Consider the following 14,067-nt stretch of genomic DNA (forward strand, 5'->3'; position numbering starts at 1 on the left):
AATGAGAACTTGACTTAAACTCTTTTCTGTAAATCCTACTAAATGCGTAAAATCATTATACATGTGTAAATTTGAGTCAGGAGCGCTTAAATTAGGGACTTGAATGATGAGTTCCCCCCCCCCTCTTTTAGAGAATTCCTTATTAGTTTTAATAAGGTAATGACATTTTTCCTCGGTATGTGTTCTAAAACATCTATCAAAGTTATTAAATCAAATGTATTAGGATTGTCTCTTAAAAATTGTTCGGTGCTCTCAACTAAAATACAATTTAAGCCTAATGACTGGCAAAATTTCACTGTGCTTGGGCTAATATCTACTCCAATATAATTTTCATAACCCCAATTTTTAAAACACGTGAGCATTTCACCTCGTCCTATTCCTATATCCAGAACTTTTGCATTTTTATTCGCTGGGAAATATCTCTTGTAATTAATCTCAAATTGCTTAAATTTAAATTCTGCCTGTTTCTCCTCACCAAAGGCGTTTTCAATGTATGAATCAAATATTTCTTTCATTTTTAACTCTCCTTGAAAGTGATTACTTTAAATGGATAAATCAGAGATAAAATAAAAAGATTACCATTTTTTCTAGTCTTTTTGCTTAGAAACATCGTTATCACAGCAACATGAAAGTAACTAAGAACTGTAGCTATTGCTGCTCCAATAGTTCCTAATTTATTAATAAGTATACAATTTAAAATAATATTCAGGATTGCTCCTTGTAAAGTTCTATAGAATGTAAGATTTGAATACCCATTAGCCAAATACCATAAATTTGTCACACCGCCAATGAAAGCTAAAATATTTGAAAAAACATGCACTTTAAAAATGCTAATCGACTCTGAAAATTTATGCCCATACAATAATAAAATCAGTTTATCGCTAATTATAAAGATAAATATTGACCAAATTAAACACAAATAGAAAATTGTGCTATAAAAAATTTTAATTCTTTTTTCAGAAATAGTCTTATTATCAATTTTTAGAGAATTATAGAAAGCCGGTGCCATAGAATTAATCATCACAGGAAATAAAAAGAATACAGCCTCACTTATCCTGACAGCTGCTGCATACTGACCAACTGCTTCGGCACCAAGCATCTCTTTGATCATGACCTGATCAATTCTCATATATATCATTATAACTATTCCGCTCAGTATGAGGGGCCATGAATCTTTTAAAAGTGAAACAGCAGTTTGTCTTTTAAATTTTAAAGGGATAATGGAAAACTTTGCATTTTGAATGTCTGAGTGAAGATTGCTTCGCTTCGCTCGTAATGACAGTCCATAAAAATACACATATCCAATAGCCAAAATGAATCCGTCAAAAACTACAGCCAAGGCAAATGCTTCAAGGGGAGCGTGATTCAAAATCAATGCAACCTTTACTGAAGAACCTAAAAATAAGGCTAAGCTGTTAGCAAAGGCAATGTATTTACCTAAAACTTTTGCCTGAAAATACATATCAATCACATTGAAACTCTGAAATATGGTTGCACTCGCAATTATGAATACAAGCATGTTGGTATATTTATCGTTAGATGTAAAATTAACCGCTACTGCGAGAATAAGCAGAACGGCAACGGAGCCAATGACTTTTAACCAAAAAGCAGTTCCAAGAAGTTCTTCTCTTCTACTTTCGTCTTTCACAAGCTCTCTAACTACAATACCATCAAGTCCAAGAGTGGCAAAGGCAGTGAAAAGAGCGACAAAGCTTTGTGCATAGGAAAGTAATCCAAATTGCTCAGGACCAAGATATCTTGCAACCCATACGCCTACAAAAAGAGTTACCCCTGTTCGGAAGACCTTTTCTGCCATCAGCCAGCTTGTGTTGGCAAAGTATTTACGAAAGCCAGTGTGGGTTAGTAAACTGTAAATCTTAGATTTTAATTGCAATGTTTTGCTTGAAATTAAATTCATGAGTCAAAAGACCTCAACCCTTATACCGTTCATATGGCTTTTTATCTGTACTGCACCCCGTTTTTGAGGACACTTTTTAGTGTTTCAATTTGTAGAGTTCTATGCAACATTTCTTTCCCTCTCAAGATAATATTTTAACTCAAATTCCTCAGCAGATAAATATCCGAGCTTACTGTGAACATATAACTTGTTGTAATCATTCGTTATCCACTCTCTTATTCTGTCTCTGGCTTCTTCAAAGTTTGAAAACTCATTAAGCCATATTAACTCCTCTTTGATCGTTCGCATTATCCTCTCTGTTTCTGCATTTCCCTTTGGATTATCATAAGACGTAAATATTTGTTCAATCCCAAGCAATGCCATCTCTCTTATGAAAGATGTTGAAGTGGGCTGACTGCCATTGTCACTTACAAGTTTTAATCCCTTGCCCCTTACCCCTTCTGGAAATTCCCTCTGTATAGCCATATCCATAGCTTCTTTCCACTGTAAACTCCTGCTCCTTAAAGATAAATTCCATCCAACTATTTTCTTTGTATACCAGTCAAGCACTATCACTAAATATGCCCAACCTATAAGCATGAACTTTGTCATGTCTATTCCCCAGATTTGTTTTGCTCTTATAGCCTGAGGTTTTCTCTGGATTGCCTTTCTCTTTGCTTTGTGAACTGTTTGTATGGCAAGTAATCCCGTGTCTTTCATTATTTTCCTTACTGCCTTGTGATTTATTAATAAACCCTCCCTTTGCCTTAACCATGCTGTTACTGTTCTTTAACCCCAAAATGGATGCTCCGTCTTTATTGTTTTTATCTTCTGCAGTATTAATACATCCCCGCCCACTTTCTGAGATTTTTCTTTTTCCTTATGCTTCTGAAAGCTGTAATACCTGCTTCTTGATATCCCAACTGCTTCACAACAGTTTTTTACTGAATAACCCTCCCCACTAAGCTTTTTGACCATCTCTATTTTTTTCCTAACAGTTCTTCTGTTTTTTTAATATCTCTATCTGGATTGCCTGCTTACCTATGATTTTTTGAAGTTTCTCTCTCTCTGCTCTGTAAACATTATCATCTACTTGAGCATTGTTTAAAGCTTTCTTGCCTCCTTCAAGAAATTTGTCCCTCCACCGATAATAAAGAGCCTGACTGATTTTATGCTCTCTGCAAATATCAGCCACAGATTTAGTTCCTTTAATTCCTTCCAAAACAATTGCCATTTTTTTCTTCTGCTGACCATTTCCTTTGTTTCATCTATACTGCCCCCCTTTCTTAATTTTTTTCCTCTGTTCATCTGAGAAAGTTTAAACTCTACTAATTGATCGTGTCCACTATTTAATGGGTTAAGTATAAATATCTTGAGTAATTAAATAGCCAAAATCTATGTTAGTTAATTTCTTATAACTATATAGCAATTGGTTTTTATCAATTTTTGTTAGCTTATTTATATGTATACTCTCACATAGTGGGGAGAGCATTTTAATAACCTCCTAAATCTTATATTGTCAATATTCTCTTCAACTTATTAAAAGCTCTTACAAGAAAAGGCTTGTAGCTGAATTGTTTTTTCGATGTATATTCATCCGCTTCTAAATCTATCTCTATTTTATTTGGATGTGTAGTTAAAACCATTTCAGCCTTAGGCATGTTGGAAAATTTTGAGGTTGGATCTAATGTATGTGTTCCATCGGTCCCAAAGCCAATATTTGAAACAAGATTAACATTTGGAATTATGCTAATCTTTTTGTTCTTCCACAAATAAAATGTCCAAATGTAACCCCATGAGTCAATCTTATTTTCTTTCATTTTTTTAAATATATCTTTCCAATATTTATTGGAAGGTTTATATGTTATGAGTTCATCAATAAAATCTGTGGAATCCATGCTATTCATATTTAAATCAAAATATCTCCAGCGATTAGCCCATGTAGCCCAACCCAAAGTTAGTCCATTCTAAATAAAAAAGTCGGGAACATGTATCAATTCTATTTTTTATAACCAACAAAAAGAATCCGATTTTCCTCTAATACTCTTTCCTCAAGTACTTTAAAGTAATTTAAAAAATTAGATCTAAACCAATTAATATTGTAAAAATCTGGAGTAGGTGGTGCCTGTTTCCCATCCCATAACCCTAAAGGCATAAACTCTATTAAAACATACTTTTCAGTTAATTTTGAAATCTTATCAAGAATATAGGATATATTTAACTTCTGTGAAAGAATAAGATGATGTGTGAGAGCAAGTACAACTACACATTCGCTTCTAAATCTTTCTTCAATAGATTTAAATAAAGATGGAGAACTTGGAATAAAATAATTACTATTAACACAATAAAAGTTTTTAAATGCTAACTTTTTTATAATATTATAACAAAAGTCTATAGCTCCAACATCTGTGTCTATATTAATGTATTTCTTTACTATTCCTTGTTTCATTAAATAAAATCCCAAAAGCCCTATATTACCACCTAAGTCTATAACTTCTTTTACACCAATTTTTTTAATGATATCCGAAATAATTATAAAACGTGGAGGAAGTATCTTCATTAAAGCTATAGGGTTACTTACAATCTCGTGATCTAGTTTATTTTTATCATAATAATTAAACCATGCTGTATCAAAACTAAAGTTAATCTCTTCTATTTCTTTTCTTAGTTTATGAAATTTCAATGCAAACGGAAACTTAAACATTTTTAAAATATAGAAAAAAGTTTTTAATAGATACCTAAATTTCAAAGTATCTAGCTTTTTTAATATTTCTGAATCATTTACCATATTTACGTATTTATAATTAAGATAATAACGCACTAATTTATCTTTTATCTTATTTGGAAATACACTAAAATAACGTAATTTTTTTTCCACCAATATTAATATTTCCTTTACATCGTAATTAATAACAGAATATAGAGTTTTAGATATATTAACCAAACCTTCTTGAGCCAATAATAGAGGTGCATAAAACAGTGCATAAAATTCTGGATAGGAAGGAAAAATAATTTTTTCTTTCGAACTATTAATGTCTATTCTAATAAAACTACCCAAATCTATCCATAATGGTAAAAAAGACTCATCAAAAACTAAATTATAAGGATGGGCATCTTTTAAAGTAAAGCCAAAAGTATTGGTTAACTCAACAATTTCTAAAATTTTATTAGCTGCATCTTTGAGCATAGATGGTGTCCACTCAAAAGGATATGTCATGGGAAATATTCTCTTTTGCAAAAATCCGTAATGAATTTGACCATTATCAAATTCGACTTTCACATACTCTGTAGGCGGAATTAATTTAGCTTTATTGAGTTTTTCTAACAAATTGTTCTCATAAAGTTCATTATAATAATTAGGTTGATTATATATTTTTAAAATGTAACTATTCTCATTTTTTAAACTATAGCAAGTTAAATAATCTACACTAAAATCATTTTGTTTCTCTAGTTCATATCTTTTAAGTTTTAGAATTTTAAATTTTTCCATGACATTCACCTTTTCTTTATATTAAAATTCTTACAACATAATGTTAAAGTTAACAAATGGAATAAAGCTAAAGTCTGAAGTCTAAAGTTAATAATTAGCCTTTTATTAAAAGCATTAAAAAAATATGAAGAGATTGAGTATGAAATGAGCGAAGAAATCGCTGCTCCTGCAAGACCATATTTTTGTATCAAAATAAAATTCAAAATTACATTCAAAATAGCTCCTATCATTAGGCGCAAAGATGCAAGAAATTGAAGGTTTTCATTCCAATAAAACAACCAACTACCATTACTTAGAAATACAAAAATTGTAGTCCACACATATAATTTTAAAACGTTAATTGAAGGTTCATACATCGGACTGAATAAGAAGAGAATTATCCATTTAGAAAATAATGTTATAATCATGCAAACAAGAAAAGCTATTGCTACCAGTATCTTATATACTGTATATATCTTTTCTATATATGAATTGAGATTAGTTTGTCTTGCTTTAACAATAGCAGGAAAAGCTACTTGTGTTATAGAAGTTGTTATAAAAAGAAAAGATTCACTTATTCTTTGAGACACAATATAATAACCAACTTCTTTATTCCCAAGAAATTCTTTTACCAGTAGAACATCGATTTTCATATAAATAAGTGCAGTAATACTTCCAAAAATCAATGGCCAAGAATCTCGTAATAAGTTTTTAGCAGTAGATATTTTGAGATATTGGATGCTTAATGCTCTGGTTTGTTTAATGTAAAAATAAACATACCCCAGAGCTAAAATCAAATTATCAAATAACGCTAACATTGCAAAGGCAATCAATGGAGCTTTATATAATATCAGTGCGATTTTAACTACACTCGAAATAAAAAGGCTAATACTATTTGCATAGGCTATATACTTTCCCTGCACAGTCGCCTGAAAATAGAAATCAATTACATTAAAAGCTTGAAATATTGTGGATGAAGCTATGATAAAAATAAGGAGATTGGTAAATGAATCATTGGAGGTAAATTGGACTGCAATTCCAATCACTATCAATGTAGCAAAAGCACCTAGCACTTTTAGCCAGAAGGCTGTGCCAAGAAGCTCATCTCTTCTTTCAGGTGTTTTTACAAGCTCCCTCACCACAATCCCATCCAATCCCAATCCTGCTATTGCACTGAATAAAGCTACAAATGCCTGTGCATAACTTAACAAACCAAATTGCTCCGGTCCAAGATATCTCGCTATCCATACACCAACAAAAAGGCCTACCGCCATCCGAAAGACCTTTTCTGCCATCAGCCAGCTTGTGTTGGCAAAGTATTTACGAAAGCCAGTGTGGGTTAGTAAACTGTAAATCTTAGATTTTAATTGCAATGTTTTGCTTGAAATTAAATTCATGAGTCAAAAGACCTCAACCCTTATACCGTTCATATGGCTTTTTATCCTTCTCTTTTAAACTTGTAATGTGCTTCCAATTATCTCCTACTTTTTAAAATCTCTCTGAAATCTTAAGAATTTTTTCTGCTACAGAGATTGCTTTTTTGGCTTCTTTCAATGTGTAGTCCTTTGCTGGAATAAAATCCGCTGCACCATAAAAGGCAATTTCCCTCTGGCTTCTCAACCACTTGGAGTCTTTTTCTGTCTGTTTAAGGCAATGGCAATGTCGGACGGCAATCTATCCTTGTTTTCTAAAATAATATCAATTACATCTTGCCATTTGGGTGGGTTTATACCTATTTTAATGAGAATTGACTTTTGTATGATCTCCACAATCTCCTGACATGTCCTTATTACATCTGCATAATCTTTTTCTTTCAGGAATTCATTAAGAATTCTAAATCTCAATTTCGCTCTCTTTAAACGGTCTTCAGAAAGCTCTTTATTAAGCATTTAATATCTCTATATATTCTTGGATCCTTATAGTAGGCTAAGCATAGGTCTTTGAGTTGCCTTAAAACTCCCATGTATGCTTTTTTATAGCCTTTAATTTTAGGAAAGTCTCTCTTCATATAAAATCATACTTTTTGTTTACCAAATGTCAATCTTGGCTAATACAATCAAATTTAAACAGTCTTTAAGCCATCTATATTTTTTAACCGAAGTATCCATGTTCAAGGCTAAAAGTTCAAAGCTCAATGTTGAATGTTGGGGGTTAACTGGATGTGGTTTTTTAAGTCTTTCCTCAAATTTTATATCATTATAATTTTTTCAAGTCCCATTAATGATTTCTCATTCCTTATTTTTGCAGATATATTTAGTTACTTGCTTAAACAGTAATCTTTGTCTCAAGTCTTTCAATTCTAAGGATGAGGTCATTTATGATTTCTTTATCTGTTAATGCCTTCTTTAAATCTCCCCTGATCTCAGATGTCTCTAAATATAAGGCATCAATCCGTTTATTCGTCTCGTCTATCCTTGCAGTGTTTGCCATAATCTCTGCCTTTAGCTCAGCCCTTGTCTCATCTATCTTCCTGTTTGTCTCATCTATCCTCTTGTTTGTTTCATCTATCCTTTTGTTCGTCTCGTCTATTCTCTTGTTTGTCTCATCTATCCTTGCAGTGTTTGCCATAATCTCAGCCTTTAGCTCAGCCCTCACCTCGTCTATCTTCCTATTTGTTTCATCAATTGCCCGCCTGATATCTCTCAGTTCATTCTCCATATTAGACTGCCTTGACTCTATTGAGCTCATCCTTGCATTTAGGGATTCTATTGCAAGCCTGAATCCAGAAAGCTCTCCTGTTACAGATGCTCTAAAATCCTTAAACTCATTCTTTATCTCACCTAATACCAAATCCCTTATCTTTTCTGCTATCTTTTCCCACTCCATCTCATTGCTCTCCTTTTATATTTAATGGTATCTGCCTATAATTTTATCATAAACATTCTTATGGCTTAAATTGTAGCTCAAAAATAAATCACAGTCAGTTTCATTTCTCCTCATAAACCTCTTTTTAATTTTCTGTACCACTCATATGTCCCTTTTATTCCATCTTCCAGACTTATCTTTATGTGTCCAGCCAAGTTTTTGTATCCTGCCGACATCAAGAAGCTTTCTTGGTGTTCCTTCAGGTTTTTTAAACTAAGTCTGCAGGGGTTTTTCTACCTCTTACAGTCCTATCAAAATCTGAATCAAAACTGATAATTGTTAAGTTATATTTTTCAGCCGTGGTATACTGATAAGCATCATCAAAGTCAAGATTGAAAATATCTGCAAATTTTGCTATATCTTTAAAATCCTCCAAAGAAAGCCTTAATAATTGGATACCACCATTCAATAAAAGGTCATTTATAATTTCAGTAAAAATCACAGACTGTCTTTTCTTTATTAAGATTATTCCAAGTGAGAAAAGTGAGAAATCAGTTAAGTTAAGTTTTTCTAATTGGATATTGCGAAAAAATTTATCTACTTCATCTGCTCTTGTTTGGTTTAAGAGCAATTCAAGGATTATATTGGTATCAATTAGATACACTAATCATTCCACAATTCTAATATTTTATGTTGGAGTTGCACTGATGTATATTTGTCTTTAATATTCTGTAAAGCCCCACGCCATGAGAGTGTTAACTCTTTTTTTTGTTTGATTCTCTTTTTTTCTAATAAAAACTCAATAAAGTCACGAACCTCTTGTTCATATTCTGGAGGTAATTTTTTGATCATATCTATTAAAGTATCCATTTTATTCACCTTAAAATTTTATCAAAGCTTTCTATTAAATTACAATTATATGACAAAATCTTTATACCACTCATATGTCCCTTTTATTCCATCTTCCAGACTTATCTTATGGGTCCAGCCAAGTTTTCGGATTTTACTTACATCAAGAAGCTTTCTTGGCATGCCATCAGGTTTTGTGCGGTCAAAGTGTATTTCCCCTTTAAAGCCCACAATCCCCTTGATTATTTCTGCAAGCTCCCTTATTTTTAAATCCTCACCTGTTCCTACATTTAAAAAATAATCTGCACAGTGAGATTTCATCTCTTCTGCATCCACCTTTTCAATAACATACAGACAGGCATCTGCAAGGTCATCTACATGAAGAAACTCCCTGAAAACCTCTCCAGATCCCCAGAGGGTAACAGTTGCTTTGGATGTAGAACTGTTAATTCCAAGCTCTGAAAGGACGGTTAATAATGAGTCTTTGTCTGCAAAGTTTATTTTGTTATCTAAGCCAAAACCTATTGGATACTTCTTAAAGTCTCTCCTTATCTTTTCAAAGCTATCCTCTTCTAACATTTTTGCCAGATGAAACCTTCTTATAAGCGCAGGTAAAGCATGGGATGTCTCAAGATTGAAATTGTCATTTGGTCCATAAAGATTTGTCGGCATCAGAGAGATGAAATTTGTTCCATACTGCTCATTATAGTATCTGCAAAGCTTTATAGCTGAAATCTTTGCTAAAGCATAAGGTTCATTTGTTGGCTCAAGAGAGCCCGTAAGAAGATATTCTTCTTTCATAGGCTGGGAGGCATGTTTTGGATAGATACAGGAGGAGCCAAGATTGAGGAGTTTTTTTACTCTGTATTTATAGGAACTATGAATCACATTCATGGCTATGGCTAAGTTTTCATAGATAAAGTCTGCCCTGTAGGTATTGTTTGCAAGAATGCCACCAACCTTTGCAGCTGATAAAAAAACATAATCAGGTCTCTGAGTTTCAAAGAACACTTCTGTAGCTCTCTGGGAAGTAAGGTTAACCTGAAAGAGGGGAGTTTCCTTTAAAGCAGGTTTTCTGCTTTTGTAGGTTCCGATTATGTTTTTGTAGCCCCTTTCAAGAAGCTTTCTCAGTATTGCAGAACCTACTAATCCACTTGCTCCAAGAACTGCTATTTTACTGTTTATGTGCATTTTCTCTAAACCTTTCGCTCCTATTTAGTAGGAGACCCTTCGCTATCGCTCAGGGTGACAGCCTAGCTGTCATTCTGAGCCGAAGGCGAAGAATCCCTTCTTCTTTGAGCCCCTTCAGGCAAAGCCCTCAGGATGAGATCCCTCGCTTTCGCTCGGGATGACAAAAAAAACGGGATGAAAAAATCCAGATGACAAAAAAAACCGAATGAAAAAATCCAGACGACAAAAAAATCGGATGAAAAAGTTCTGAATACAAAAAAATTCGGAATGACAAAGTGGAAACGACCATTCCGAGCCAAAGCGAAGCAGTCCTGAAAAAAGTTAAAGGACCTCCCTTTCCCTGCCGTTCTGAGCTGGAGACTAAAAATCCTATCTTTTGGAGAGCCTTTGCTTTCACTCAGGGTAACAATAGTGTCATTCCGAACGAAGTGAGGAATCTCCTCCTCTTTTTTCAGAGATAAACTAAGTGAGAGACTCCTCACAACCGCTGAGGTTACTTGGTATGATGGCATAACTGTCATTCTAAGTCACAAAGTGTTGAATAATTTCAACCTTAAGAGACCCTTCGCTATCGCTCAGGGTGACAGCCGAGCTGTCATTCTGAGCCGAAGGCGAAGAATTCCTCTTCTTTGAAACCCTTCGGGCAAAGCCCTCAGGATGAGAGCCCTCGCTAACTCTCGGGATGACAAATAGAAGAATCAGGGTTACAAAAAATGTCAAGGATAACGCCATGGGCGTCATTCTGAGGCACGTTTCTTCATTGTCATTCTGAGGAGCGATAGCGATGAAGAATCTCCACCGCATACTTTCAGATTTTCCCTTCCTTTGAATATTCATGATTTGTATAGCAAAAACCTTTTTCAATACAGATTTTAATACCTTCTCCAACTGGTTCAATCCCTGCAAGCTTCATGTCATAATCAACCATTATTTTCACAAGCTCATCAAAGGTTGTTCTTGGTTGCCAGCCAAGTCTCTCTTTTGCCTTCGTAATATCTGCCTGAAGATGTTCAACTTCTGTGGGTCGAAAATATTTAGGGTCTATTTCAATTACTATATCACCGGGCTTTAGATTTGAGTTTATAGAATAATCAACAGAGGCAATTATACCCTTTTCTTCAACGCCCTTGCCTCTCCATTCAATTTCAATCCCTGCATAAGAAAAAGCCTTTTCAACAAATTCCCTCACAGAATGACTCTCTCCTGTTCCCACCACATAGTCATCGGGCTCATCCTGCTGGAGCATGAGCCACATCATCTCCACATATTCAGGGGCAAAACCCCAGTCTCTCTTTGCCTCAAGGTTTCCAAGGTAGAGTTTATCCTGTTTGCTCGCAAGAATACGGGCAAGAGCTCTGGTGATCTTTCTTGTGACAAAGGTTTCTCCCCTTCTTGGGCTTTCATGATTAAAAAGAATGCCATTACAGGCAAAAAGTTTATAAGCCTCTCTGTAATTTACTGTCATCCAGTAGGCATATACTTTTGCAGCCGCATAGGGACTTCTTGGATAAAAAGGTGTTTTTTCGTTCTGAGGTGGTGGAGATGCACCAAACATCTCTGAGGAGGAGGCCTGATAGAACTTTGTCTTTATACCACTTCTTCGTATTGCCTCAAGAAGTCTTGTTGTGCCAAGGGCAGTAATGTCACCAGTATACTCAGGCATGTCAAAACTAACGCGTACATGGCTCTGAGCTCCGAGATGATATATCTCATCGGGTTGAATGTTGTATATAATATGCACGAGCTGTCCCGAATCAGAAAGGTCTCCGTAATGAAGAAATAGTCTTGCTTCAGGCAGGTGGGGGTCAATGTATATATGGTCTATCCGCTGGGTGTTGAAGGTGCTTGCCCTTCGTATAAGTCCATGAACTTCATAGCCCTTTGAAAGTAAAAACTCTGCAAGATAGCTTCCGTCCTGGCCTGTTATGCCTGTTATAAGTGCTTTTTTCATCTATCATCCACCCATGGAATAATTTAACTTTTTTAACTCTGAGACTTTCCTCTTTGTCATTCTGTGTCCTCTTCTTATCATTCCGCCTATATTTGTATCAATCTGAACACTCTTTTTGTCATTCCGGAAGTAGCGAAGCGGAGCGAGGAATCTCCTCATTTTTTTAAAAGGAGGAGACCCTTCGGCTTCGCCTCAGGGTGACAGAATAGGGGCGCCTTCACTTTTCTCCATTACTATCATTTCTCTATTCCTGTCCTTCCGAGACTTTCTTTACTTGTCATTCCGAGAAGCGTAATCGACGAGGAATCTCATCCTTTACTGAGATCCCTCGCTAACGCTCGGGCTGACAAAGGAAGACTTTTTATCTTGGCAGCTTTCTTTCCCATTCAAGGGCTGTTTTTACTATGTATTGAATATCGTCGTATTTAGGCATCCAGTTAAGAGTGTTCTTTATCTTTCTGCTGTCTGCCACAAGTTCAGGAGGGTCTCCTTCTCTACGGGTAGTCTCTATTACTTTGAAATCAACGCCTGAAACTCTCTTTGTAGCATCCACTACTTCCCTAACAGAGTATCCATGACCATATCCACAGTTGAAGATATCGCTTTTGCCATTCTGTATCAAATACTCCAAAGCCAATAAGTGTGCCTCGGCAAGATCATCTACGTGGATGTAGTCTCTGATACATGTTCCGTCTCTTGTAGGATAATCAGTGCCATATATTTCAAGAAAGGGTCTTTTACCGAGTGCAGTTTTTACAGCGAGCGTGATAAGATGGGTTGCATCTGGCCTTCTCTGCCCTAATCTTCCGCTAATGTCAGCACCTGCAACGTTGAAGTAGCGAAGGGATACGTATCTGAAATCCTCTGCTTGAGAGAGGTCAGCAAGTAGATGCTCTACCATTGCTTTTGTCCTTCCGTAGGGATTTATAGGAGCGAGTGACGCAGTCTCATCAACAGGAGACTTTTCAGGTATACCGTAAACAGCAGCAGAAGATGAGAATAGAAAGTTTTTCACTCCCTTTTCTATGCATGTCTCGATGAGGTTAAGGGTATTGCAAAAGTTGTTTCTGTAATATTTAATTGGCTCTCTCACAGACTCTGGCACTACTATTGATGCAGCAAAGTGTATCACCGCATCGGGTTTGAATTCTTCAAATACTCTCCTCAACTTTTCTTTATCTGCCAAATCAGCAACTACAAGGTCTCCATAAAGCACTGAATCTCTGCATCCGTATGAGAGATTGTCATAGGTGAGCACCTGATAGCCTCTCTCACCAAGTGCCTTCACTACATGGCTTCCTATATACCCTGCTCCACCTGTGACAAGGATTTTAATCTTTGAGTTCATTTGTTCTTTAAAAATTCTTCCACTGTTAATCCGCTTTTTCTAATTAAAGCTCTTAACAGTCCTGGAGCTAATTCTTTATGATTTGGAATTGAAAGCGTTGGCCTTGATTCGTGATAAAGAATCATATGACTTTCAGTTTGATGATCAAGTATATAACCAAATTTTTGAAAAATTCTTACTGCTTCTTTGCCTGAGATATTGGACAAAGCCCCCAATTAAACAGTAACCTCGCCAAGAAACACTTCCTTTTCTTCAAAAATGTCAAATCTTCCGTGTTTTTTTTCTACTTCTATCCATCCTCTAATTGCATCTTTTATATTCTCAAGAGCTTCATCTATTGTTTTCCCCTGACTCATGCATCCTACAAGCTCTGGAACATCAACAACATAGCCATCGTATTCTGGATCATATATTATCACCACTTTAAATCTCATTTTATCTCCTCGTTTTTATTTTATCATGACAGAGATTCCTCGGGGCATCAAGCCTTTCGGAATGACACTTTTTTGTCCAAGCCGTAACAAAGTGGAGTCAGACAAAACTTTAAGAGATTTCTT

At 35.2% G+C, this 14,067-nt stretch carries 18 protein-coding genes; all 18 read right to left on the reverse strand.

Going from position 1 to position 14,067, the window contains the following annotated elements; all coding sequences use genetic code 11:
* Positions 1 to 86: 86 nt before the first annotated feature.
* Entirely contained in the window at positions 87 to 515 is a 429-nt protein-coding gene (locus tag FLY87_RS08235; protein WP_141266858.1) for a bifunctional 2-polyprenyl-6-hydroxyphenol methylase/3-demethylubiquinol 3-O-methyltransferase UbiG, read from the reverse strand.
* 2 nt (positions 516 to 517) lie between these two features.
* Positions 518 to 1,918 (reverse strand): flippase, encoded by a 1,401-nt coding sequence (locus tag FLY87_RS08240; RefSeq protein ID WP_141266860.1) that lies wholly within the window; start codon positions 1,916 to 1,918, stop codon positions 518 to 520.
* 99 nt (positions 1,919 to 2,017) lie between these two features.
* Complete coding sequence (locus FLY87_RS10430; RefSeq protein ID WP_373920416.1) at positions 2,018 to 2,617, reverse strand: transposase; 600 nt, start codon at positions 2,615 to 2,617, stop codon at positions 2,018 to 2,020.
* Between the two features lie 69 nt (positions 2,618 to 2,686).
* Positions 2,687 to 2,875: a hypothetical protein gene (locus FLY87_RS10435; protein WP_373920417.1), complete on the reverse strand. Its 189-nt coding sequence runs from the start codon at positions 2,873 to 2,875 to the stop codon at positions 2,687 to 2,689.
* 13 nt (positions 2,876 to 2,888) lie between these two features.
* Positions 2,889 to 3,131, reverse strand: coding sequence for a helix-turn-helix domain-containing protein (locus FLY87_RS10440; protein ID WP_373920418.1), 243 nt, complete (start codon positions 3,129 to 3,131; stop codon positions 2,889 to 2,891).
* Positions 3,132 to 3,408: 277 nt separating this feature from the next.
* Complete coding sequence (locus FLY87_RS08250; RefSeq protein WP_181406016.1) at positions 3,409 to 3,852, reverse strand: hypothetical protein; 444 nt, start codon at positions 3,850 to 3,852, stop codon at positions 3,409 to 3,411.
* 44 nt (positions 3,853 to 3,896) lie between these two features.
* Positions 3,897 to 5,387: a hypothetical protein gene (locus FLY87_RS08255; protein WP_141266864.1), complete on the reverse strand. Its 1,491-nt coding sequence runs from the start codon at positions 5,385 to 5,387 to the stop codon at positions 3,897 to 3,899.
* Between the two features lie 5 nt (positions 5,388 to 5,392).
* The gene (locus tag FLY87_RS08260; protein ID WP_141266866.1) at positions 5,393 to 6,763 is read right to left on the reverse strand and encodes a flippase; all 1,371 of its coding nucleotides are present in this window, start codon (positions 6,761 to 6,763) and stop codon (positions 5,393 to 5,395) included.
* 91 nt (positions 6,764 to 6,854) lie between these two features.
* A complete protein-coding gene (locus tag FLY87_RS08265) occupies positions 6,855 to 6,986 on the reverse strand; it encodes a hypothetical protein (RefSeq protein WP_181406017.1) in 132 nt (43 codons plus the stop codon).
* On the reverse strand, positions 6,983 to 7,255 hold the full coding sequence (locus tag FLY87_RS08270) for a HEPN domain-containing protein (RefSeq protein WP_141266870.1): 273 nt from the start codon (positions 7,253 to 7,255) through the stop codon (positions 6,983 to 6,985). Before FLY87_RS08270 ends, FLY87_RS08265 begins: the two co-directional genes overlap by 4 nt.
* A 376-nt stretch (positions 7,256 to 7,631) precedes the next feature.
* Positions 7,632 to 8,192: a hypothetical protein gene (locus FLY87_RS08275; RefSeq protein WP_141266872.1), complete on the reverse strand. Its 561-nt coding sequence runs from the start codon at positions 8,190 to 8,192 to the stop codon at positions 7,632 to 7,634.
* Between the two features lie 247 nt (positions 8,193 to 8,439).
* The gene (locus FLY87_RS08285; RefSeq protein WP_141266874.1) at positions 8,440 to 8,835 is read right to left on the reverse strand and encodes a PIN domain-containing protein; all 396 of its coding nucleotides are present in this window, start codon (positions 8,833 to 8,835) and stop codon (positions 8,440 to 8,442) included.
* Complete coding sequence (locus FLY87_RS08290; RefSeq protein ID WP_141266876.1) at positions 8,835 to 9,041, reverse strand: DUF2281 domain-containing protein; 207 nt, start codon at positions 9,039 to 9,041, stop codon at positions 8,835 to 8,837. The genes FLY87_RS08285 and FLY87_RS08290 overlap by 1 nt, the downstream gene beginning before the upstream one ends.
* A 45-nt stretch (positions 9,042 to 9,086) precedes the next feature.
* Positions 9,087 to 10,211, reverse strand: a complete 1,125-nt coding sequence (locus FLY87_RS08295; RefSeq protein WP_141266878.1) for a GDP-L-fucose synthase — start codon at positions 10,209 to 10,211, stop codon at positions 9,087 to 9,089.
* A gap of 808 nt (positions 10,212 to 11,019) precedes the next feature.
* A complete protein-coding gene (gmd, locus tag FLY87_RS08300) occupies positions 11,020 to 12,162 on the reverse strand; it encodes a GDP-mannose 4,6-dehydratase (RefSeq protein WP_141266880.1) in 1,143 nt (380 codons plus the stop codon).
* Between the two features lie 361 nt (positions 12,163 to 12,523).
* Positions 12,524 to 13,510, reverse strand: coding sequence for a UDP-glucose 4-epimerase GalE (gene galE, locus FLY87_RS08305; protein WP_141266882.1), 987 nt, complete (start codon positions 13,508 to 13,510; stop codon positions 12,524 to 12,526).
* The gene (locus tag FLY87_RS08310) at positions 13,507 to 13,725 is read right to left on the reverse strand and encodes a type II toxin-antitoxin system HicA family toxin (RefSeq protein ID WP_164924812.1); all 219 of its coding nucleotides are present in this window, start codon (positions 13,723 to 13,725) and stop codon (positions 13,507 to 13,509) included. Before FLY87_RS08310 ends, galE begins: the two co-directional genes overlap by 4 nt.
* Positions 13,726 to 13,944, reverse strand: coding sequence for a type II toxin-antitoxin system HicB family antitoxin (locus tag FLY87_RS08315; RefSeq protein ID WP_012546684.1), 219 nt, complete (start codon positions 13,942 to 13,944; stop codon positions 13,726 to 13,728).
* Between the last annotated feature and the right edge of the window lie 123 nt (positions 13,945 to 14,067).

The sequence above is a fragment of the Thermodesulfovibrio sp. Kuro-1 genome, from assembly GCF_006538445.1.
In the GTDB taxonomy this organism is placed as follows: domain Bacteria; phylum Nitrospirota; class Thermodesulfovibrionia; order Thermodesulfovibrionales; family Thermodesulfovibrionaceae; genus Thermodesulfovibrio; species Thermodesulfovibrio yellowstonii.